17 protein-coding genes are annotated in these 22,184 nt (G+C 74.0%); 8 read left to right on the forward strand and 9 right to left on the reverse strand.

Annotated elements, in window-relative coordinates; genetic code table 11:
* Positions 1-36 precede the first annotated feature (36 nt).
* On the reverse strand, positions 37-2,187 hold the full coding sequence (locus C569_RS0105925; RefSeq protein ID WP_018784873.1) for a glycosyl transferase: 2,151 nt from the start codon (positions 2,185-2,187) through the stop codon (positions 37-39).
* Positions 2,184-3,626, reverse strand: coding sequence for a glycosyltransferase (locus C569_RS0105930; RefSeq protein WP_026267754.1), 1,443 nt, complete (start codon positions 3,624-3,626; stop codon positions 2,184-2,186). Before C569_RS0105930 ends, C569_RS0105925 begins: the two co-directional genes overlap by 4 nt.
* Positions 3,627-3,893: 267 nt before the next feature.
* Here C569_RS0105930 and C569_RS0105935 point away from each other — a divergent pair, with 267 nt between their 5' ends.
* Positions 3,894-5,786, forward strand: coding sequence for a hypothetical protein (locus C569_RS0105935; protein WP_018784875.1), 1,893 nt, complete (start codon positions 3,894-3,896; stop codon positions 5,784-5,786).
* Between the two features lie 4 nt (positions 5,787-5,790).
* Here the strand turns inward: C569_RS0105935 and C569_RS0105940 are convergent, their stop codons facing one another.
* The gene (locus C569_RS0105940) at positions 5,791-6,981 is read right to left on the reverse strand and encodes a glycosyltransferase family 39 protein (protein WP_018784876.1); all 1,191 of its coding nucleotides are present in this window, start codon (positions 6,979-6,981) and stop codon (positions 5,791-5,793) included.
* Positions 6,982-7,210: 229 nt separating this feature from the next.
* On the opposite strand from C569_RS0105940, the gene C569_RS0105945 reads away from it, so the two are divergent.
* The 4 genes from C569_RS0105945 (at position 7,211) to C569_RS0105960 (ending at position 13,620) form a co-directional block, all read left to right on the forward strand.
* The gene (locus C569_RS0105945; protein WP_018784877.1) at positions 7,211-8,830 is read left to right on the forward strand and encodes a glycosyltransferase; all 1,620 of its coding nucleotides are present in this window, start codon (positions 7,211-7,213) and stop codon (positions 8,828-8,830) included.
* Positions 8,827-10,395: a glycosyltransferase gene (locus tag C569_RS0105950; RefSeq protein WP_018784878.1), complete on the forward strand. Its 1,569-nt coding sequence runs from the start codon at positions 8,827-8,829 to the stop codon at positions 10,393-10,395. The genes C569_RS0105945 and C569_RS0105950 overlap by 4 nt, the downstream gene beginning before the upstream one ends.
* A 3-nt stretch (positions 10,396-10,398) precedes the next feature.
* Positions 10,399-11,682 carry a nucleotide sugar dehydrogenase gene (locus C569_RS0105955; protein ID WP_018784879.1) on the forward strand — a complete coding sequence of 428 codons (1,284 nt, stop codon included), beginning with the start codon at positions 10,399-10,401 and terminating at the stop codon, positions 11,680-11,682.
* Positions 11,683-11,871: 189 nt separating this feature from the next.
* Positions 11,872-13,620 (forward strand): CDP-glycerol glycerophosphotransferase family protein, encoded by a 1,749-nt coding sequence (locus C569_RS0105960; protein ID WP_026267756.1) that lies wholly within the window; start codon positions 11,872-11,874, stop codon positions 13,618-13,620.
* A gap of 53 nt (positions 13,621-13,673) precedes the next feature.
* Here the strand turns inward: C569_RS0105960 and C569_RS0105965 are convergent, their stop codons facing one another.
* Positions 13,674-14,216, reverse strand: coding sequence for an acyltransferase (locus C569_RS0105965; RefSeq protein ID WP_018784881.1), 543 nt, complete (start codon positions 14,214-14,216; stop codon positions 13,674-13,676).
* Between the two features lie 65 nt (positions 14,217-14,281).
* Complete coding sequence (locus C569_RS0105970) at positions 14,282-14,620, reverse strand: DUF952 domain-containing protein (RefSeq protein WP_018784882.1); 339 nt, start codon at positions 14,618-14,620, stop codon at positions 14,282-14,284.
* 85 nt (positions 14,621-14,705) lie between these two features.
* Between C569_RS0105970 and C569_RS0105975 the strand changes: the two genes are divergently transcribed.
* Positions 14,706-15,362: a response regulator transcription factor gene (locus tag C569_RS0105975; protein ID WP_018784883.1), complete on the forward strand. Its 657-nt coding sequence runs from the start codon at positions 14,706-14,708 to the stop codon at positions 15,360-15,362.
* Positions 15,363-15,372: 10 nt separating this feature from the next.
* The gene (locus C569_RS0105980) at positions 15,373-16,761 is read left to right on the forward strand and encodes a HAMP domain-containing sensor histidine kinase (protein WP_018784884.1); all 1,389 of its coding nucleotides are present in this window, start codon (positions 15,373-15,375) and stop codon (positions 16,759-16,761) included.
* Positions 16,762-16,768: 7 nt separating this feature from the next.
* Here C569_RS0105980 and C569_RS0105985 read toward each other — a convergent pair whose 3' ends face one another.
* From C569_RS0105985 to C569_RS0106000, 4 genes are all read right to left on the reverse strand, one after another.
* Positions 16,769-17,719 (reverse strand): TAXI family TRAP transporter solute-binding subunit, encoded by a 951-nt coding sequence (locus C569_RS0105985; RefSeq protein WP_026267757.1) that lies wholly within the window; start codon positions 17,717-17,719, stop codon positions 16,769-16,771.
* Between the two features lie 88 nt (positions 17,720-17,807).
* Positions 17,808-18,452, reverse strand: a complete 645-nt coding sequence (locus tag C569_RS0105990; RefSeq protein WP_018784886.1) for a hypothetical protein — start codon at positions 18,450-18,452, stop codon at positions 17,808-17,810.
* Positions 18,453-18,561: 109 nt separating this feature from the next.
* Positions 18,562-19,365 carry a peroxide stress protein YaaA gene (gene yaaA, locus C569_RS0105995; RefSeq protein ID WP_081635913.1) on the reverse strand — a complete coding sequence of 268 codons (804 nt, stop codon included), beginning with the start codon at positions 19,363-19,365 and terminating at the stop codon, positions 18,562-18,564.
* A 16-nt stretch (positions 19,366-19,381) separates the two neighbouring features.
* Complete coding sequence (locus C569_RS0106000) at positions 19,382-20,986, reverse strand: hypothetical protein (protein WP_026267759.1); 1,605 nt, start codon at positions 20,984-20,986, stop codon at positions 19,382-19,384.
* Between the two features lie 82 nt (positions 20,987-21,068).
* Between C569_RS0106000 and C569_RS0106005 the strand changes: the two genes are divergently transcribed.
* Positions 21,069-22,145 carry a phosphatase domain-containing protein gene (locus C569_RS0106005; protein WP_051090454.1) on the forward strand — a complete coding sequence of 359 codons (1,077 nt, stop codon included), beginning with the start codon at positions 21,069-21,071 and terminating at the stop codon, positions 22,143-22,145.
* The last annotated feature ends 39 nt before the right edge of the window (positions 22,146-22,184 follow it).

The following is a 22,184-nucleotide window of genomic DNA, read 5'->3' on the forward strand; positions in this document are numbered from 1 at the left end:
CCGCGAAGGGGAGCCGGCCGAACATGTCAACGGCGGTCAGGCGGACGCGGCCGGCGGCTCCAGCAGCAGCCGGTCGAAGTCCTTCTGCGTCACCGACCAGTCCCAGGTGCTCAGCACGTGCGACGCCGCGGCCCGGCCCGCCTCACGCCAGACCTCCTCGGTGGCGGTGAGGGCCAGGATCCGCTCGGCGGCCTCCTGTGGCGTACCCACCACCCAGTCGCTCGGGAACAGACTCCGGGCGCTGTGCGGGCGGCCGGCGAAGAACGGCCAGTCGCGCACGACCGGTACCGCGCCGCTGGCCGCGCCCTCGACGAGCGCACAGTGGAAGCTCTCCCGCAGCGAGGTGCTGAGGATGACCCCGACGTCGGCGAGCGCACCGGGGACGTCCTCGGTACGGCCGGTCCGCACCACCGCGCCGGACGGCTCCAGCTCGGCCAGCTCGGCGTCGAGTTCCCGGACGTAGGCCCCGATCGCCGGGCTGAGCTCCGGGTTGAGGTCGTCGCCGACCAGCTTGAGGCGGTACCGCTCGTCGTGCCGGCGCAGCTCCCGCAGCACCGCCAGGGCCCAGCGCGGGTCCTTCGCGAGCGAACTCAACCCGACCAGCCCGAGCGTGAACCGGCTGTCGGCAAAGACCTTCGGCGCCACGTACCGGTGCAGGTCCATCGCGTTGCTGATCATGTGGGTCCGCGGGCCCTGCGGCGCGCGCAGTCGCGGCACCGCGGCCAGCGCCAGGTCGCGCAGGTGCTCGGAGACGAAGACCACGTCGTCCACACGCGACCAGTCGGTCAGGTGCGGCCACCAGCTGAACGCCTCGAAGCTGTGCAGGCGGACGATCACCCGGGTGGTGCCCGGGTCGATCATCGTCAGCATCGCGGCCCCGAGGTTGCACCAGTCCACGAAGACCGTGTCCGCCCACTCCAGGTGGGGGCCCCACGCCTCCTGGACCTCCCCGGCCCGCTTGGAGGCGCCGGCGAGCATGTGGAGCGTCACGTTGGTGCGGCCGTTGCTGAGCACCGGGAGGATCGACTCCTCCATCAGGTTCAGGCGGCGGACCTCCACCCCGGGCATGGCCTCGTAGCGCTCCAGGATCGGCCCGAGGAAGTTGTCGTTCAGTCCGGTGAAGAAGAGCATCCGGTGCGGCCGGCCGGCGGGCGGGAACGCCGCCGGGCTCTGCCGCCCGCGCGGCGTCGCCATCGCCCGGCCGGCCTCGCTGCTGTGCAGCGGCGCGAGGAACTTCTCCGGATCCTCGGCCAGCGGCGAGGTGGTGCGGTCGAACTGCACGATCCGGTGGAACATCAGGTTGAACGCGCGCAGCACGTGCGGGGCGGCCTTGCCCGGGTTGCGCTTCTTCAGGTAACCGTCGGCCAGCTTGAGCTGGCCCCGAACCACTGTCATCAGATGCTCGGGCACCTTGCCCTGGCTGAGTTCCGCGTCCACGATCGGGCCGAGGAGCTGCCCCTTGGTCGCCGGGCTCTTCAGCCGGCCCTGCGCCGCCAGCGCCAGCCGCTTCGCGCTGGCGCCGTGCCCGGTCTTGAGCATGTTGCCGGTGACCCGCCGGGCGATCTTGCCGCGGTGCCGATCCGGGAGGCCGGGCGCCGTGACGGCGGACTGCCAGAACCAGCGCACCGGGCCGAGCTTCATGGCCCGCTTGCCGGTGCTCATCTCGAACATCCGCTTGGCCAGGTCGACGGTCTGGTTGCGGGTGGCGCTCGCCAGCACGGTCGGGGCCGGGCCGACGGTGTTCAGCCGGGGGCGGCGGTAGCGCGCCGGGTCGGCGGACCGCTTCTCCACCGCCCGCAGCGCCGGGGCGATGCCGTAGACGGCGTCGGCCCGCCGGTAGCGCTGGGCGAGCTGCCAGATGGTGTGCAGGGCCTGCGCGTCGAGCGCGACCAGGACGTCGGCCTGCTTGGCGTGCCGGCGTACCCACGGGTCGCGCTGGGCGCGCAGCCACGGGCGCCGGGCCGGGGCCGCCCGCTTGACCGCCCGGCCGAAGCGGGGGCCCAGCTCGGTGGCGGTGGGCAGCAGGTGCACCTCGGCCAGTTCGGTCGCCGCCGGGATCTTCTCCACCGGGTCGAAGGTGGTGGCCACCCGTACGGTGACGCCCCTGTCGCGGAACTGCTGGAGCGCGTCGGTCAGGACCGCCACCCGTCCGGGGACGGTGCCCATAACCATCAGGACCTCGATCATGACCTACCTTCTCGGGCCAGGACGCGCGCGCCGGCGGGGGAGGGCTGTGGGGTGCCGGTCGGACCGCCGGCGCCCAGCACCAGCTCGGTCACCTCCCGGACGGCGGGGATGAGCTGCTCCTCGCGGGCATACTGCCGCGCCTCGGCGCGGGCCTTCTCCCGCTCGGCCGCGTCGGCGGTACGGGCCATCGCGGCGGCCCGCCGGAAGGCGCCGGCCAGCTCGGCCGGGTCCAGCCCGACCGCGCCGGTCCAGAGTGGATAGGTGGACAGCACCGTGGAAGCGTCGTGGTCGGCCTCGTGGGCGGAGACCACCGGCAGGCCGGTCGCCATGTACTCGTAGACCTTGCCGGAGGTCATGTACCGGCCGCCGGTCACCATCAGCACCACCGCGTCCCAGCGGGAGTAGAGGTCGACCACCTCCGCCTTGGGCACCGAGCCGCCGACCAGCACGCCGTCGACGGCGGCGGCCCTGAGCAGCTCCGCGTGCGCGTTGTCGCCGCGCGCCCAGGCGGCACCGATGTGTCCCCGCACCTCGAAGCGGGCGTCGGCCAGCGCCGGGTCCTCGGCGCGTGCCGTGCGCCAGCCCTCCAGCACGGCGCTCAGCAGCGGTACGGGAAGGTTCAGCGCACCGAGGTAGCCGAAGGTCAGCGGCCGGTCCGGCGGGGCGGGGCGCACCTGGGCCGGGATGCTCGCCGCGTCGTAGCCGTTACGCACGATGCGCATCTTGTGCGCCAGCTCCGGGTAGCGCTCGCGGTACCAGCGGGAGATCGGCTCGTTGACGTTCCAGATCGCGACGGCGTTGGTGAGCAGCTTGATCTCCCACTGCCCGGAGACCGACTCCCGGGTGAACGCCTCACCGTTGTTGATCACGTCGACCGACCAGCCGTCGCGGAAGTCAACCACGTACGGCACCTGGTGCGTCTCCCACAGCTTCCAGGTCGCGGACAGGTTGACGTACGGCGCGCAGGTGGTCACCAACAGGTCGACGTGCCGCTCCCGGTGGATCCGGAGCAGGGCCTTCTCCAGCGCCGGACGCCAGCCGCCGAAGACCGGCTCGGGGAAGACCTTCAGGTTCTGCTTGCGCAGGTCGGCCAGGTAGTCCTTGTGCGCCAGGGCGCGCTGCTCGGTGAACGTGCGGATGTCGGTCTCGAGGTCGTCCCGGAACAGCGGCAGCTTCACCACGCGCACGCTGGGATCCACCCCCTGGGAAAGGGTGTGGTCGAGTCCGTACTCCCGTTCCCAGGCCTCGTCCGCGATGGTGACCGCGGTCACGTCCCAGCCCGCGGCGGCGAACTGGTTGGCGGTCTCCCGCATGCGGTAGGCGCAGCTCTTGGCCGCCGGTGGGAAGCCGATCGCGAGGTAGACCATGTGCGGCCGGGACCCGGACCGTCGCGGCCGGGGGAGTTTCAACGAGTCCCAGAGAGTTCGCCCGTTGTTCATCGATTCCGATCCTGGGGAGGTGGGGAGATGCCGCGTCGCGGCCTGGACGGCTCGGCCGGACGCGGTACCTGCTGTGCCGGTGGCCGCAGAACGACCGCCGGAGCGCCTGCGGACACTACAATAACGCCGTTGCGCGCGCCGGACCTGCCGCCGCCCGGCGGCCCGCGGGTGCGCCGTGCTTCGGATCACGGCGGTCCCGCCCCGATGTGAACACGCCGTCTCGGCCGGTCCTCGACCGCGGCCTCCGCTTTCGTAGACTCCTACGCCATGACCGCGCCTGCGCCCGATACCCGAGACCGTGAGCCCGCCCCCACCGGCGGCGACGGTTCCGCGGCCGACGACTCGTCCGATCCGGGGTCGTCCACCCCGAACCCGACGACGACTGCGGCAGCGGAGCAGCCGGAGCCGGACACGGCGACCGAAAAGCGGCGCCGCGGCCGGTGGCGGCGGGCCGACGCGCTGGTGGCGCTGGTCTGCCTCGCCGGAGCGTTCTGGGTCACCGCCCGGGGCTGGCGCGACCACGACGGCCGGCTGCTCGGCAGCCGCCCGAACGACCAGGGCTTCAACGAGTGGATGCTGGCGTACGCGGCGCACGCGGTCACCAACCTGGAGAACCCGTTCTTCACCACGCTCCAGAACGCCCCGGCCGGCGTGAACCTGATGACGAACGTCGGGATGCAGCTGCCCGGCCTGGTGCTCACCCCGGTCACGCTGCTCTTCGGCGCCTCCTTCTCCTATCTGCTGTTCATCACCCTGAACCTGGCCGGCACCGGGTACGCCTGGTACCACGTACTGTCCCGGCACGTGGTCGACTCCCGGGCCGCCGCGTTCGTCGGCGGACTGTTCTGCGCCTTCGCGCCCGCGCTGATCTCGCACAGCAACGGCCACCCGCACATCACCGCGCAGTGGCTGGTGCCGTTCATCGTCTGGCGGGTGGTCGCGCTGTCCCGCGGCGAGCGGGTGGTCCGCGACGGCCTGATCCTGGGCGGGCTGGTGGTGGCCCAGTTCTTCATCAGCCTGGAGATCCTCTTCCTGACCGCGCTCGGCTGCCTGATGCTGGTCCTGGCCTACCTCGCCTTCCGGCCCCGCGACGCGGTACGCCGGCTGCGCCCGCTGCTGTCCGGCCTGGCGATCACCGCCGTGCTCGTGTCGGCGGCGGCGGCGTACCCGCTGTGGATGCAGTTCGCCGGCCCGCAGCACCGGGTCGGCCACCCCGGTACCCCGGACCTCTACGCCCTCAAGCTCGGCTCGTTCGTCGAGTTCGCCACCAAGTCGATCGCCGGCGGCCCGACCAGCGCGATCGGCTGGGCGCCGAACACCACCGAGCAGGCCAGCTTCTACGGTTGGTCCCTGGTGGTGCTCGCGGCGGGGGTGCTCTGGTGGCTGCGCCGGGAGACCACGGTCCGGGTGCTCGGGGCCGTCGGCCTGGTGTCGGCGCTGTTCTCCATCGGCACCACCTGGACCGTCGGCACCCGGCGCACCGACGTCCCCGCGCCGTTCGCCCTGGTGCAGGACCTGCCCGTGTTCGACTCCGTGGTGGTGTCCCGGTTCGCGCTGATCACCACGGTGGCGCTCGGCGTGCTGCTGGCGGTCGCCGGTGACCGGCTCGCCGCCCGCCGCACCGAACCGTCCGGCCGGCTGGCCGCCCGCGTCGGGGCTGTAGCGGTGGCCGCCGCGCTGCTGCCGATCCTGCCGATGCCGCTGGACGCCAAGGGCCGCACCCCGGTTCCGGACTTCGTCACCGCCGGCACCTGGCGTGACCACGTGGCGCCCGGCCGCACGCTGGTGCCCGTGCCGGTGAACGGAATGACGTCGCTGTACTGGAGTTCCGCAGCGGTGGCCGGCTTCGCCGTCCCCGAGGGCTACTTCCTCGCACCGGTCTCCGCCACCGACAACACCGGCCGCTGGGGCGTCGATCCGCAGCCCACGGCGAAGCTGCTCACCGCCGTCTCGCTCCGCGAGCGGGACACCACCGTCGGCCAGGCCGACGTCGACCAGGCGCGCGCCGATGTCCGCTACTGGAAGGCCGACGCCGTGGTGCTGCCCGACCGCGGTGCCCGCCGCCACGACGACCTGAAGACCGTGCTGGACGCGTTCTACGGCCCGGGGGAGCGGGTCGAGGACGTCTGGGTGTGGGACGTCCGGCCGTTCACCCGCTGACCGGTCACGGCGACTTCGTCCAGATCAGCAGCAGGTAGCCGCCGAAGTAGGCGGAGAACGCCACGAGCGTGGCCAGCACCGTGCCGGCCCGGGCCCATCCGGCCCGGGCCAGGCCCACGGCGGCCGGCAGCAGCAGCGGGAACGCCGGCAGCAGGAACCGCGCCTTGGAGTGGTAGTAGCCGGCCGCGCCGAGCGTGGTGACGAGCAGCAGGCCGCTGTAGAGCAGCAGCTGCCACGGCTGCCGGTCGATCACGCTCAACGCGAAGAACATGATCGACAGCAGCGCCACCACGGTGACCACCAGCAGCGGCAGCGCGGCCACCTGCACCAGCGCCTGCTGACCCCGGTCGACGGTGTAGACGCCGAAGTCGAACGTCGTCCCCCACCCGGCGGACTGGATGTGGAACCAGCCGTCCAGGCGGCCGGTCCGGGTACCCACCCAGGCCAGGTAGCCCAGCCAGCCGGCCGGGGCGAGCAGCAGCGCCGCCCACGGCCGCCAGCCATCGCGCCGCCTGACGACCGCCAGCAGCGCGGCCAGCCCCACCACCGGGATCAGCGACGAGGCGGTGGGCCGGGTCAGGCCGGCGAAGAGGCACACCACACCGGCGGTCACCCAGTGCCGGCGCAGCAGCGCGTACAGCGACCAGGCGGCCAGCGCGGTGAACAGGGCCTCGCTGTAGCCCATCGACTCCACGACGGCATGCGGCACGGCGCCCCAGAGCGCGGCGAGAAGGATGCCGGTGCGCCTGTCGTGCAGGTGCCTGCCGATGGCGTACAGACCCCAGGCGGCGGCCAGCGCGGCCAGCCACCCCACGACCAGCGCCGACTCGCGCGGGCTGAACGGGGAGAGCCGCTCCAGGGCCGCGGTCAGGCCCGGGTAGAGCGGGAAGAACGCCATGTTGCTCTGGGTCTTGTCGTACCCGTCGTAGCCGTGCTGCGCGATCCCGAGGTACCAGTTGCCGTCGGCCCGGGTGAGTTGCTCGACGGGGGACATGCCGACGCTGCGGGCCCACAGGTAGACGACGACCACGCCGATCAGCCGGATCACCGCGTACACCGCCAGCGCGGGCGCCGCGTCCCGGGCGGCGTCGCGTAGCCGCCGGACGGGGCCGGGCCGGGCGCGGTCGGCTGTGGCCGGCCCGGACAGCGGGGCCGGTGCGGGCCGGCTGGGTTCCTCGGTGGTCACCACGTCCATTGTGCGGTCCCGTTCGCGCTGAGCTGCGGTTGGCCGAAGGCCCGCGTGGCGCGGCCGGCGACCCGGCGAACGACCCGGAGCGGGCGCCGGTCGTTGAACAGGGTGGAGGGTAGCAACAGTCACAGCAGGTCGGGGGGCACCGGCGGCGGCGGGCGTCCGGGCCCGATCCGCTGTCGTAGACTCGCTCGGGTCCGCGGGCGCGGTGCTGGCGACGACGAAACGGGCAGGAATGGGATCTGACGGCACGACCGCAGCGGCGGGCACCCGGGGACGGGTCGTGATGCTGGTGGACAACGGGGTCATCGGTGACTCCCGGGTGCAGAAGGCGGCCCGCTCCGCCGCCGACGCCGGCTGGGACGTCGTGCTGCTCGGCCGCGCGCCGGTCGGCAGCCCGCAGACCTGGCGCCTCGGTGCCGCCGAGGTACGCCTCGTGCCGATGCCCGAACCGCTGTCCCGCCGCCGGCACGAGTTCCGCCGGGCCTGGCTGCGGCATCCGCTCGCCTACCCGCCCAGCGGCATCGCGGCGCACCGTACCCAGGCGGTCAAGGCCTGGCGCGCGGACCTGGCGGTACGCCGCGCGGCGCTCACCGTCGCCGCCCGGGAGTCCGGTGCGGGCCGGCCGGGCGGGCTGCCCTGGGCCGCGCTGCGCGCCGAGGAGAAGCTGTCCGGCCTGACCCGCAAGTGGGTCGGTTTCCGCAACCGTCAGCTCACCCGGGCCCGCAAGGGCCGCAAGCTGGACGGCCCCTGGGACCGCGCGTACACGCTGTTCTGGCGCAGGCTGCGCGGCGACGGCGCGTGGCGGCGCCTGGAACCGGGCCTGTGGGACTACGAGCTGGCCTACGGCCCGGTGGTCGACGAGCTGGCGCCGGACCTGATCCACGCCAACGACTTCCGGATGCTCGGCGTCGGCGCCCGCGCGAAGGTCCGGGCCGCCGCGAAGGGCCGGCGGATCGCGCTGCTGTGGGACGCCCACGAATACCTCCCCGGCGTGCAGCCGTGGCGCGACAACGCCCGCTGGCTGCCCGGCAACGTGGCGCACGAGCGGGAGTACGTGCCGTATGCCAACGCCACCATGACCGTCTCCGGCGGCCTGGCCGACCTGCTGCGCACCGAGCACGGGCTGGCCGAACGACCGGCGGTCGTGCTCAACGCCCCGGCGGTCGGCGAGCTGCCGCCGGATCCGGCCGACCCGGCGCCGGACATCCGCGCCCGCTGCGGGCTCGGGCCGGACGAGCCGCTGCTGGTCTACAGCGGGGTGGCCGCCGCCAAGCGCGGTCTCGGGGTGATGGTCGAGGCGCTGCCCCGGCTGCCCGGCGCGCACGTCGCGTTCGTGGTCAACAAGCCCGACTCGGCGTACGTCAGGGGCCTGGTCACCCGGGCTGGTGAGCTGGGCGTGGCGGACCGGGTGCACGTGCTGCCGTACGTGCCGCACCACCAGGTGGTCCGGTACCTCGGCGGCGCGCAGGTCGGCGTCATCCCGATCCAGCACTGGCCGAACCACGAGATCGCGCTGATCACCAAGTTCTTCGAGTATTCACACGCCCGCCTGCCACTGGTCGTCTCCGACGTGCGCACCATGGCCGAGACTGTCCGGGAGACCGGTCAGGGCGAGGTGTTCCGCGCCGAGGACGTGGCCGACTTCGTCCGCGCGGTGACCGCGGTGCTCGCCGACCCGCAGCGGTACCGTGCCGCGTACGACCGGCCGGGCCTGCTGGCCGGCTGGACCTGGGAGGCGCAGGCGCGGGTCCTCGACGAGGTCTACTCCGGGCTGCTGCCCGACGCGCCGCCCCGGCCGACGCCGCCGGCGCACGCCCCGGTGGAGCCGGCACAGGTGGAGGTGAGCGCGTGACCGGGCCGGACGTGACGGTGGTGGTCGCCGTCTACAACACCATGCCGTACCTGACCGCCTGCCTCGACTCGCTCGTCGGGCAGACGATCGGCCGGGACCGGCTGGAGGTCGTCGCCGTCGACGACGGCTCCACCGACGGCAGCGGCGCCGAACTGGACCGCTACGCCAAGCGTTACCCGGACACGGTCCGGGTGCTGCACCAGGCCAACTCCGGCGGCCCGGCGGCGCCGAGCAACCTGGCGCTCGACCACGCCCGCGGCCGGTACGTCTTCTTCATCGGCTCGGACGACCACCTCGGCCCGGAGGCGCTGGAGCGTCTCGTCGAAGCCGCCGACCGGTGGGACTCCGACGTGGTGCTGGGCCGGATGGTCGGCACCAACAAGCGCTACGTGCACCAGGCCGTCTACGCCACCACGCAGGAGCGGCTCGACCTGTTCGACAGTGACCTGCCGTGGTCGTTGTCCAACACGAAGCTGTTCCGGCGGGAGCTGATCGAGCGGTACGGCCTGCGGTTCCGCACGGACATGCCGATGGGCAGCGACCAGCCGTTCACGCTGGAGGCGTGCTTCCGGGCGAAGAAGGTGTCGGTCCTCGGCGACTACGAGTACTACTACGCGGTCAAGCGGGACAACGCCCAGAACATCACGTACGCCAGCCGCTTCGAAGAGCGGTTGCGCTGCGCCGAGGAGCTCGTCGGGTTCGTCGCCGGGCTGATCGAGCCCGGCCCGCGGCGGGACGCGGTGCTGGTGCGCCACTTCACCTGGGAGGTGGCGAAGCTGCTCCGCGCGGAGTTCCTCGCCCTCTCCCCGGACGTGCAGCGGCACGTCCACGACCGGATTCGCAAGCTGGCCGAGGCGTACCTGACCGACGGGGTGACCGCCCGGATGGCGTCCGAGGAGCGGCTGCGGGTGGCGGTGGCGCGGGACGGCGACCTGGACGCGCTGTGCACGCTCATCGGCCAGCAGTCCGACCGGTCGCTGCCCGGGGTGGTCGTCGACGGCGACCGCTGGTACGCCGGCCACGTCGGCTTCCGCGACCCGGCGTTCGGCTACCCGGACGACTGGTACGACGTCACCGGGCGGGCCGCCGCGATACTGGCCAAGCTGACCGCGACCGGGCTGGCCTGGGGACGCGACGCCGCCGGGGCACGAGCCCTGGTGGTCACCGCGCGCAGCCGCTGGGCCGAGCTGGCCGAGCTGCGCGCGGAGGCGCTGCGGGTCGGTGTGGGCGACCTGGCGGGTGTCACGTCGGTCGAGTCCTCCGGCACCGGTACCGTCGTACGGACGGACTTCGCGGTGGACCGGTTGCTGGCGGTCGTCGCGGGGACAGGCGAGCGTCGTATCGTACGCGCCGAGGTCTCCGCCCTGGGCGGGACGGGTTCGGCGCCGTTGCGCACCGACCGCCCCGTCGCCGCACCCCGGCTGGTGGCCCGGCGCGGTGTCCGCTGGCATCTCGTCACACCCACCACGAACCACAAGGGCCAGGTGATCGTCGCGATCACGCCGGTGACCCCCGGTCGGTTCCTTGCCCGCCTGCGCCGAATCTGGCCCTCTGGAGGAAAGTAGTTCATGAACATCTGCGTCGTCGCGCTCGGCAAGATCGGTCTGCCGCTGGCCGTGCAGTTCGCGTCCAAGGGGCACCGGGTGATCGGCGCCGACGTCTCCGAGCGGGTCGTCCAGCTGGTAAACGACGGTGCCGTGCCCTTCCCGGGTGAGGCCGACCTGGACGTCAAGCTCAAGGAGACGGTGGCCGCCGGCCTGCTGTCGGCCACCACCGACACCGCCGCCGCGGTCGCCGAGTCGGAGGCCGTCGTCGTGGTCGTGCCGCTGTTCGTGGACGCCGAGGGTGTGCCGGACTTCGGCTGGATGGACGACGCCACGCGGTCGATCGCCCGTGGGCTGAAGCCGGGCACGCTGGTCAGCTACGAGACCACGCTGCCGGTCGGCACCACCCGTGACCGGTGGGCGTCGATGCTCGCCGAGGGCTCCGGCCTGACCGCCGGCACCGACTTCCACCTGGTGTTCAGCCCGGAGCGGGTGCTCACCGGCCGGGTCTTCGCCGACCTGCGCCGCTACCCGAAGCTGGTCGGTGGCATCGACGAGGCGTCGGCCGCGTACGGCGTGCGGTTCTACGAGGCGGTGCTCGACTTCGACGAGCGCCCCGACCTGGACCGCCCCAACGGCGTGTGGGACCTCGGCTCGGCCGAGGCGTCCGAGCTGGCCAAGCTCGCCGAGACGACCTACCGGGACGTGAACATCGGCCTGGCGAACCAGTTCGCCCGCTTCGCCGACACCGTCGGCGTGGACGTCACCAAGGTCATCGAGGCGTGCAACACGCAGCCGTACAGCCACATCCACTCGCCGGGCATCGCGGTCGGCGGTCACTGCATCCCGATCTACCCGCGGATGTACCTGTGGAACGACCCGGCCGCCACGGTGGTCCGCTCCGCCCGCGAGGCCAACGCGGCCATGCCGGAGTACGCGGTCGACCTGCTCGCCGCCGCCTACGGCGACCTGACCGGGGTGGGCGTGCTGGTGCTGGGCGCCGCCTACCGCGGTGGCGTCAAGGAGACCGCGTTCTCCGGCGTCTTCCCGACCGTGGAGGCGCTGCGCCGCCGGGGCGCGGTGCCGTACGTCTCGGACCCGATGTACACGAACGAGGAGCTGGTCGCGCACGGCCTGCCCGGCTACGACGGCGAGCCGGTCGGCGCCGCTGTCATCCAGGCCGACCACGCGGAGTACCGCACCCTCGCCCCGGCCGACCTGCCGGGCGTGACAGTGCTCGTCGACGGCCGCCGGGTCACCGACCCGGCGCGCTGGACCGGCGTGCGCCGGGTGGTCATCGGGGGCTGAATCCACCGGCTCCACGGGCCCCGGTCGTCTGGGACGGCCGGGGCCCGTCGCGTGCCGAGGCCGGGGTGACGCCGTCCGGCGTTCACCTGCCGGACACCCCGGCAATACTTGTGTCACGCGACCCGTTTAAGGTCGCAGCCGTCGGAGATCGACTCGCACCGACATCGGTGCGGCGGACAGGGAGTGTCGTTGTTCAGCAGAGTACGAAGCCAGCAGGGTCTCGCCGCGGTCGGCGCGACGCTCCTCGGCTACGCGGTCATGGTCCTCGCCGGAGTCCTCGGCCTGGTGGTCCCGTACGCGGTGGCCGCGGTGGTCGCCGTCGCCGGTGAACTGGCCCTGGCCGGGCGGCACACCGGGACCGCCACGCTGCTCGACAAGGCCGGTCTCGGCGCGACCTTCCGGCGACTGGTGCGTGACCTGTCGGTGGCCCTGCTGGTGATCGCCGTGGTGCGCCCCGGCGTGGCCGGCACCGTCGCTGTCCTGCTGCTGCCCGCCGCGCTGTGGACCGTTGCCGTCGCCACAGGCGCGCTGACCAAGGTGATCGACGGCCGGGTCGACCCCCCGGCGTACACCCGCAACATCGACCTCGGCGCGCTGCGGCGGGTTCCGGTGCCGCCGGCCTGGGCGCAAGGGCTGGCCGGGCTGCGCATGCCGCTGCTCAACGTGCTGCTGGTGCCGGCCGCGGTGGTGGCCGCCGCGCTGGACCGGGTCGCCCCCGTGGTGGTCACCGGCCTGGTCACGCTCGCCGCCGGTCTGGTCATCGCCGCGGTGCTGACGCTGACCGCGCTGCGCGGCCGGGGCAGGGCCCCGGGTGTGCTGCCCGCCGTGCACGACTGGATGGCCCGGGAACGGCCCGAGGTGGCGCTGTACTTCGCCGGCCCGGCCAAGGACGTCTACCAGGCCAACATGTGGCTCGCGCCGGTGGAGGCGACCGGCCGTCGCGCGGTCGTGCTGCTGCGCGCCGCGGACGCGTTCGAGCAGCTCGCCGACACCCGGCTGCCGGTGATCTGCGTGCCGGCCGGCGTGGACTTCATGAACCTGGACCTCGGCTCGCTGCGCGTGGCGCTGTACGCCGCCAACGTCGGCGCCAACATCCACCTGCTGCGGGAGCCGGGCGTGAAGCACGTCTTCGTCGGCCACGGCGACAGCGACAAGCAGGCGAGCGTGAACCCGTACAGCAAGGTGTACGACGAGGTCTGGGTGGCCGGGCCGGCCGGGCGGGAACGGTACGCCCGGGCCGACGTCGGCGTGCTCGACCGCGACATCGTGGAGGTCGGCCGGCCGCAGCTCGCCGGGGTGCACACGTTCGGCTCCGGCGACGCCGGCCACCGTTTCACGGTGCTGTACGCGCCGACCTGGGAGGGCTGGCTCGACGGCGACCCGTACCACACGTCGCTCGTGCTGATGGGGGAGCGGATCGTGTCCGGTCTGCTGGCCGCCGGGGACGTGCGGGTGATCTACAAGCCGCACCCGTTGACCGGGACGCGCTCGCCCAGGGCCCGCGCCGTGCACGAGCGGATCGTGGCCCAGATCAAGGCGGCCGGCGGCGAGACCGATCCGTCCTCGCTGGACGGCGCCGCGCACCTGGTGGTCACCGGCCGCACGCCGGGGCTGTTCGACTGCTTCAACGTCACCGACCTGCTGGTCAGTGACGTGTCAAGCGTGGTCTCCGACTTCGTGCAGAGCGAGCGCCCGTACGTGGTGGCCAATCCGGCCGGTCTGCCCGAGGACGAGTTCCGGCGGCAGTTCCCGACCGCGCGGGCGGCGTACCTGCTCGCGGCGGACTGCGGCGAGCTGACGAAGATCCTCGACGTGACCCGGGCCGGGGACGACCCGATGACCGGGGCGCGGCGGGACCTGAAGGAGTACCTGCTCGGCCCGGCCGGGTCGAACCCGATGGACCGGTTCCGGGACGAGATCGGCCGGCTCTGCGGCTGAGGCGTACCGGAAAGGGGCGACGACCGGCGCGGTCGTCGCCCCTTCTCGTCTGCTCAGCCCTGGTGCGGCGGGTTGTCGACGTCGCGGGAGACGACCTCGCCCTTGGCGTCGACCCATCCCTTCGGGCGGGCCGGGTTGCCGGCCACCAGCTGGTACGGCTTGACGTCGCGGGTCACCACCGACCCGGCGGCGATCATCGCGTACTCGCCGACCTCGATGCCGCACACGAGCGTGGCGTTCGCGCCGATCGACGCGCCCCGGCGGACGAGTGTCGGGGTGATCGTCCAGTCCGGGTTCTGGGCGCGCGGGCGGAAGTCGTTGGTGAACACCGCGCAGGGGCCCACGAACACCTCGTCCTCGATGGTCACGCCCTGGTAGACCGAGACGTTGTTCTGGATCTTCACCGAGTCGCCGACTGTGACGCCCGCGTCGACGTAGACGTTGCGGCCGATCACGCAGCCGGCACCGACCTGGGCGCTGGACCGGATGTGCGCCAGGTGCCAGACCTTGGTGCCGTCGCCGACCTGGGCGCCGGACTCCACGTCGGCCGTCGGGTGGACGAAGACGGAGGCGGACCGGTCGTTGCTGTCAGTCATCTCAACTCGCATCATGCCAGGGCGCGTCGCGCCGTCGGGCGGGCTCGACGCAGCATAACGAGCGCTCACCCGAGCAGTTCGGCCACCGCTTCGGCGGCGGGCCGGTCGGCCGGGAGCGGATGCGCGGCGACCACCGCGTCCACCGGCAGGGCCGCGTACAGGTGCGGGAACAGCGCCCCGCCGCGGGACGGCTCCCAGCGCAGCGCGTCACCGAGCCGGTCCTCGTCGACGGCGAGCACCGTCAGGCCGGTGACCCCGGCGAAGAACCTGCGCGCGGTCTCCACCACCTGGCCGGCGGCGGAGAGGTGGACGTAGCCGTCCTGCCGGTCCATCGCGGTGCCGGCGAACCGCCCGTCCGCCCGCGCCTGCGCCCACTCGTCGTCGGCGAGAATCTTGTAGATCACGGCAGCAGCCTAGAGCGGCCTCGCGCCCGCGCGGCGCGTCTGCCACCATTCGCAGGGCAAAACGTCGAACGGAGGGGAGGCACGGGTGCGCATCCTCCTGGTCGAGGACGACCGCCGGGTCGCCGCGGCGTTGTCGTCCGCGCTGACCCGGCGCGGCTACCAGGTGGAACACGCCGCGACGGTGGCCGCCGCGCTCTCCGCCGCCCCCTGCGACCTGGTGCTGCTCGACCTGGGCCTGCCCGACGGCGACGGCACCGACCTGTGCCGCGAGCTGCGCCGGCGCAGCAGCCGGCTCGGCATCATCGCGGTCACCGCGCGCGGTGAGGAACGCGACCGGGTGCTCGGGCTGCGGCTGGGCGCCGACGACTACGTGGTCAAGCCGTTCTCGATGGTGGAGTTGCAGGCGCGGATCGAGGCGGTGCTGCGCCGGGCCGCGCACACCGCGCCGCAGCGCAACCTGATCGAGGCCGGCGCGGTCCGCATCGACGTGGGCGGCCGGACGGTGAACGTGGCCGGCCGGGACGTCACCCTCACCCGCAAGGAGTTCGACATCCTGTTGTCCCTGGCCCGCCAGCCGGGGGTGGCGGTGCCGCGCGAGCGGATCCTGCTCGACGTGTGGGGCACCACCTGGGCCGACCGGCACACCGTGGAGGTGCACGTCGGGTCGCTGCGCGGGAAGCTCGGCGACCCGACGCTCGTGGAGACCGTGCGCGGGGTCGGCTACCGGCTTCGCGACGCCTGAGGAGGGGCCCGTGCGCCGCCGGTTGGTGATCAGCTATCTGCTGCTGATGGTGCTGGTCCTACTCGCCCTGGAGACCCCGTTGGCGGCCACGCTCGCGACCCGGGAGACCGACCGGGTACGCGCCGACCGCCTCGCCGACGCCACCCGCTTCGCCTCGCTGGCCGGGCCGGCGCTGCGGGGCGGCAGTCCCGGCCCGTTGGACGGGGAACTGGCCGCCTACGACGCGCTCTACGGCATCGGCGCGGCGGTGGTGGACCGGGAACGCCGTACCGTGGTGGCCTCGTCCGGCTGGGAGCCGGGCGCGGGCGCCGGCCCGGCGCTCGACACCGCGCTGTCCGGACAGCAGTTCAGCGGCCCGGAATCGGTCTGGCCCTGGGTCGGCGGGCCGGTGGTGACGGCCGTGCCGATCAACGACGGCGGCGAGGTGCTCGGCGCCGTGGTCACGACCAGCCCGGCGGACGAGGTGCGCCGCACCGTCACCGTGTGGTGGCTGCTGCTCGCCGGCATCGGCCTGCTGGCGGTGCTGGCCTGCGTCTCGACCGCGTTCGGGCTGGCCGGCTGGGTGCTGCGCCCGGTAACCGAGCTGGACGCGGTGACGCACGAGATCGCCGAGGGCCGCCGCGCCGCGCGGGTCCGCGCCCGGCTCGGCCCGCCCGAGCTGCGCCGGCTGGCGACCAGCTTCAACGACATGGCCGACGCGGTCTCCGACGTGATGGACCGGCAACGCGCCTTCGTCGCGCACGCCAGCCACCAGCTCCGCAACCCGCTCACCGCGCTGCGGCTGCGGGTGGAGGAACTCGGTCCCAGCCTCACCGACCCGGACGGGCGCGCCGAGCACCGGCTGGCGCTGGAGGAGACCGACCGGCTCGCCACGGTGCTCGACGCGCTGCTCACCCTGGCCCGTGCCGAGCGGGAGGAGAACCAGCGGGTGACTGTGGACGCCACCGCCGCCGCCGCGTCCCGGGTGACTGCCTGGCTGCCGCTGGCCCGGCACCGTGAGATCACGCTCCGCCTTGACGCCGAGGACGCGCCGGTGCACGCCCGGACCGTGCCGACCGCCATCGACCAGGCGCTCGACGCCCTGATCGACAACGCGGTGAAGTTCAGCGGCAGCGGGGGAGAGGTGACGGTGACCGTACGCGCCGCCGGCGGCGGGACGGTGCTGACCGTCGGCGACACCGGCCCGGGCATGACGGCGAGTCAGCTCGACCAGGCCACCGAGCGTTTCTGGCGGGCGCCGGACGTGCAGAACGTGGACGGGGCGGGCCTCGGGCTGACCATCGCGGCGGTGCTCGTGGACGCCTCCGACGGCCGGCTCACCATGCGCCAGGGTGAGCCCCGGGGCCTGGTCGCCGAGCTGTGGTTCCCGGCGCACGACGACGAGGCCATCCGGCGCTGACCCGGCGTCAGGGCTTCGCGGCGCGATACCACTGCGCCGCGCCCGGATGCAGCGGCAGTGGGGTGGTGACGATCGCCGACCGGGGACTCATCCGACCCGCCGCCGGATGCGCGGCGGCCAGCTCCTGCCTGCGGTCCATCAGCAGCCGGGTCACCTCCCGCACCAGCGCGGCGGGCAGGTCGGCGCGGACGATCAGGTAGTTCGGGTTCGCCACCGTGCTGACCGGGTCGGCCCGGTACACCGAGCGCGGCACGTCCCGGGTCACGTAGACCTGCCCGTACGCCCGGCGCAGCGGCTCGGTCCAGTCGCCCAGGTCCACGATCCGCAGCGAGGTCCGCCGGGCCAGCTCGGCGACGCCGCGCACGGGCAGCCCGCCGGAGAAGAAGAACGCGTCGATCCGCCCCTCCCACAGGGCCGCCACCGACTCGTCCAGTCCCAGGTGTTCCTGACGTACCCGGTCGCCGCCGAGCTGGGCCACCGCCAGCAGACGGGTGGCGGTGATCTCCGTGCCGGAGCCGTCGGCGCCTACCGACACCCGCTGCCCGCGCAGGTCACCGAGCGTGCGGATCGGCCCGCCCGCGCGGGTGACCAGGTGCAGCAGGTCGTCGTACACCCGGGCCACCGCCAGCACCGACGGATGCTCGGGCTCGCGCGGCGGCAGCACGTCGGCCTGGGTGAAGCCCAGCTCCGCCTCCCCGGCGCCGACCAGCCGGACGTTCTGCGCCGAGGCGGCGGTGACCACCACCTCGGCCCGTACCCCTTGCACCTCGCGGTTGAGCAGCGCCGCGAGCGACTGGCCGAAGGCGTGGTAGACGGCGGTCGGACTGCCCGTGGCGATGCGGATGCGGGTCGGCTCGGACGGCTCGTCCCGGCACCCGGACAGCCCGGCGACGAGCAGCAGCACCAGCACGAGCGGGGCGGCGGTGCGCACAGGCCAGTGTCGGCTCACGGGCTGCACTCTGCGCCGTGCACCCGCCGCGGCGCAAGCCCACGCGGTGCAGGACACCGCCGTGCAGGGATCGCCGCGCCGGCCCGGGCCGGGCGCGTCAGCTCGCCGGGGCCAGCTCCGCGCTCTCGGTGATCCGCTCCCGGTACTCGCCGTTGGGCACCACCACGAGGAAACAGCCCGAACCCGGCCGCAGCGCCGCCGGCACGTCCAGCAGCGCCGCACCGCGTACCAGCACCGCCGCCAGGTCCCGGTCGGCGAGCCGGATGCCGAGGCAGTGCCGACGGACGTGCCGGCCACCCGCCAGCAGCGCCGCCCGCCAGGCCGCCGCCGCCAGCCGGGGCCGCCACAGCCGCCGTGCCGACGACGCGCCCGGGAACGGCCCGGCGAGCAGCTCCCGGCGGCCCTGCCGCCAGCCCACGCTCAGCAGATTCGCGTACGCCGCCCGGTGCTGCGGCGGCACCGACAGCCGGTGCAGCTCGTAACGGCGGCGCAGGCCACCGGTGGTCAGCTCGTGCTCCACCGGCACGTCGAGGCGGCCCAGCAGTTGCCGCATCCGCTGCGCCGCGTCCTCGCGGTTGAACTCGGCGATCCCGCCCCGGTGCGGTCCGGAGCCGACGCGGCGCGCGTCGGCGGCCGGCGGCGGCGTGCAGCGCAGCATGCAGGCGATCTCGAAGGCGTCGGTCAGGGTCAGCCAGTCCAGCGGCGGCGACGGGCGCGAGTGGTCGAGCAGCGTGGTGAGCATCGGCGCGGCTCCTCGGTCAGGATCGGGGTGCCTCTACCGTTGCCGCCGAGCGCCGGGCCGGGAACCGCTGCGCCCGAGCCTTGAGCAAAAATTGCGCGAAGCCCGCGACTCAGAGGTCGGTGACCACCAGGTCGACCTGCCGGGGCCGGCCGGTCGCCCGGGGCGCCTCCTCGACCGTGTACTTCAGCTCCCGCAGCGCCCCCACCAGCGCGTCGGCGGTACGCGGCCGGGCACCGGCGAGCAGCAGATCCCGCACCAGCCGGCCCTTCGTCGCCTTGTTGAAGTGGCTCACCACCGACCGGCCCGCCGTGCCGTCCACGATCCGCTCGTGCAGCACCCGCACGGTCACCGTGCGTTCGGCGAGCGCGCCGCGCGGCGTCCAGGTGGCCGCGTACGCGCCGGAGCGCAGGTCCAGCACCGGGCCGCGCCCGGCGGCCGGCTCCAGCACCGGGCCGAGCGCCGCCCGCCAGTACGCCGACAGCGCCCCGAGCCCCGGCAGCCGCGCCCCGATCGGGCAGCGGTACGGCGGGATCCGGTCGGCGAGGCGTACCGCGCCCCACAGGCCGGAGCTGATCAGCACCTGGCGGCGGGCCGCGCGCTGCGCGTCCGGGGGCAGCGTGTCCAGGCCGAGCGCCTCGTAGAGCACCCCGGTGTAGAGCCGCCCGGCCGGGGCGGTCGCCGCCTCCCGCAGCCGGGCGTTGCGCCGCAGCTCGCCGCGCTGCCCCTCGGTGAGGCCCAGCGCGGTCCGGGCCGCCGTCTCGTCCGGCCCGGCGCACAGGTCGACGAGCGCGGACAGGACCGCCTCCCGGGCCGGGTTCAGCTCGGTCAGGGACAGCCGGGACGGGTCCAGCCGCCGGCCGGTGCCGGCCTCGGCCTTCCCCTCCGACGGAGGCAGCAGGATGAGCACCGGCACAGCGTACGGGCCGGGGTCAGCGCCACGGCCGCACGGCACGGTCGGGGTGGTACACGCGACTGCCGCCGACCTCGGCCACCACCGCCGCGTCGGCGCGGTCGCCCAGCAGCCGCCGCAGGGTTCGCTCGGCGGGGGAGCCGACGGCCACCACGTACCCGGGCCGCTCCGCGCGCGCCACCCGCTGCCAGTACGCCGGATAGCGGTTCTGCCCCGGCGTCAGCGCGCCGTCGAGCACACCGCAGGCCACCGTCTCCCCGGTGTTGAAGATCAGCCGGTTGCAGATCCAGTAATCCCCGTACACCTCGCGCAGTCCGGCGTCCCGCACGGTTTCGGCCAGGCGGCGGGCGCTCAGCTCCTCGTCGCGTACGCCCGGCATCCCGGCCAGGAACGCCACGGTCCCGGCGACAGTCGCGGCGGTCAGCCCGGCCAGCACCACCGCCGCGGCGGCGCCGCCGAGCCGGGCGGCCCACCCGGCGGTGCCCCGCAGCGCGTGCGCGGCGGCCAGCCAGAGCGGCCACAGCACGGCCGGCAGCGAGATCTGGAGCACCGACAGGTAGCGGGCGTTGCCGAGCGGGTCGGTCGCGGCGAGCGGGCTGCGCACGTACGCCAGAAGTGTCAGCGCCGCGCCCGCGACCAGCGCGAGGACCGCCACGGCCCGGACCCGCGCGGCGTGGTCGGCGGCCCGGCGGTACGCGACCAGCCCGAGCCCGGCGGCGGCCACCAGCAGCAGCGGGTAGAGCACACCGAACCACTGCGCCCAGCGCGCGCAGCCGTCCATCGGGCACAGGCCCGACGCCAGCGGCACCCCCTCCAGCAGTCCGCCACGCAGCCGTTCGGTGAGCGACGGCGCGACCCCCTCCTTGGTGCTGATCTCGCGGAACACCGACAGCGAGTCCTGGCCGGGCGGCGCGACGAGGTTGTCCTTGACCATCGGGGCGACCCCGGCCAGGAAACCCGCCACCAACAGCACACCCGGCCAGCCGATCAGGTCCCGCGGCACGGCCACGGCGAGCACCACGCCCGCCACCAGCAGGTAGGGCGCGATCAGCCAGTCCGACCAGAGCGCCAGCCCGGCGAGCAGCCCGAACGCGCCGGTGGCCGGCCAGTGGTGCCGGACCCGCCGGCTGCCGAGGGCCACCGCGATCAGCAGCATCGCCAGCACGGCCGGTTTGACCTCCGGACGGCCGCCGACCACCGTGAGCTGGTCGCGGACCACCCGCTCCGAGCCGAGCGCCAGCAGGCCCACCACGATGACCGCCAGCCAGGGGGTGAACAGGCGGCGGGTCAGCCGGTACGCCAGCCACAGGAAGACCGCGAAGAGCGCGAGCATCGGCAACCGCAGCACCGGCCAGCTCGGCCCGGCCCAGCCGACCAGCGGCGCGGCGAGGTACGACTCCAGCACGCCCATGTAGCGCTGGCCGTAGAGGAAGACCGGCCGCTCCCGACCGGCGGCGATGTGCAGTGCGGCCAGGCCGAACGTGGCCTCGTCGCTGTTCGACGCGGGCACCGTGAGCAGCGTCAGCACCAGCCGGTACCCGACCCCCGCGACGCCGAGCAGCAACGCCACCAGCGCCGGCGCGTCCGGTCGCCGTCGTGCCGGGTCCCGCTTCGTCGTCGACACGACCAACGCCCCCGTCGTCGTCCCGACCGCAGTCTGTCACGGCGGCGCCCGGCGCCGGGGCGGATCGGCGTGGATCACTCGCGTGGCCCGGCCGCTGCGGTTGTGGCACTGTTGCCGTGTGCCGCCCACACCACCGGACCAGTTGGCCATTCCGCAGCTGCACCGCGCCGCGCGCTTCGAGGACGCCGTGCACGGCCTGGTGGAGCGCCGGTTGCGGCGCACCGGGTGGCAGCCCAACATCATCGCGTACGCGGGCTACGGCGCCCCGGGCTGGGCGCGCGTGCTCTGCCGGGTGCTGCTCGGGCGTCCTGACACGCGGCGGCGGGGCCGGCTGGACAAGGTGCGGGGCTGGCGCAGCTTCGCCACGCTGCCCGCCAAGCACGTCACCGTGACCATCGAGGCCGACGGCGTACGCCAGGAGGTGACCGCCGACCGCAGCGGCTTCGTCGACACCGTGATCGAGGCCGACTTCGCCCCCGGCTGGGGCTGCGTACGCCTCAGCGTCGCCGACGCCGAGCCGGTGGAGGCACTGGTCCGCGTCCTGGACCCGGCCGTGCGCTTCGGCATCATCTCCGACATCGACGACACCGTCATGGTGACCGCGCTGCCCCGGCCGCTGCTCGCCGCGTGGAACACGTTCGTGCTGGACGAGCACGCCCGCAACGCCGTGCCGGGCATGGCGGTGCTGTACGAGCGGCTGGCCACCGCCCACCCGGGCGCGCCGGTCTTCTACCTGTCCACCGGCGCCTGGAACGTCGCGCCGACGCTCACCCGGTTCCTGTCCCGGCACCTCTACCCGGCCGGGCCGCTGCTGCTCACCGACTGGGGGCCGACCGCCGACAGGTGGTTCCGCAGCGGCCGGGAACACAAGCGGGCCACGCTGGCCCGGCTGTCCCGGGAGTTCCCCGAGGTGCGGTGGCTGCTGATCGGCGACGACGGGCAGCACGACCCGGAGATCTACCGGGAGTTCGCCGCCGCGCACCCGGACAACGTCGCGGGGGTGGCGATCCGGCGGCTGTCCCCGACCCAGTCGGTGTTGGCCGGTAGCCTGCCCGCGCCGGCGGGACGGTCGTCCTCGGGCCCGGTGGGCCAGAAGTGGCTGAGCGCCCCCGACGGCGCCGGTCTCTGGAAGCTCCTCCGCGAAGCCGACCTGGTCTGACAGTTCCCCCTCTCCCGATAGTGCATCCGGGAACCGTTC

The sequence above is a fragment of the Micromonospora sp. CNB394 genome (genome assembly GCF_000374985.1).
Classification (GTDB): domain Bacteria; phylum Actinomycetota; class Actinomycetes; order Mycobacteriales; family Micromonosporaceae; genus Micromonospora; species Micromonospora marina.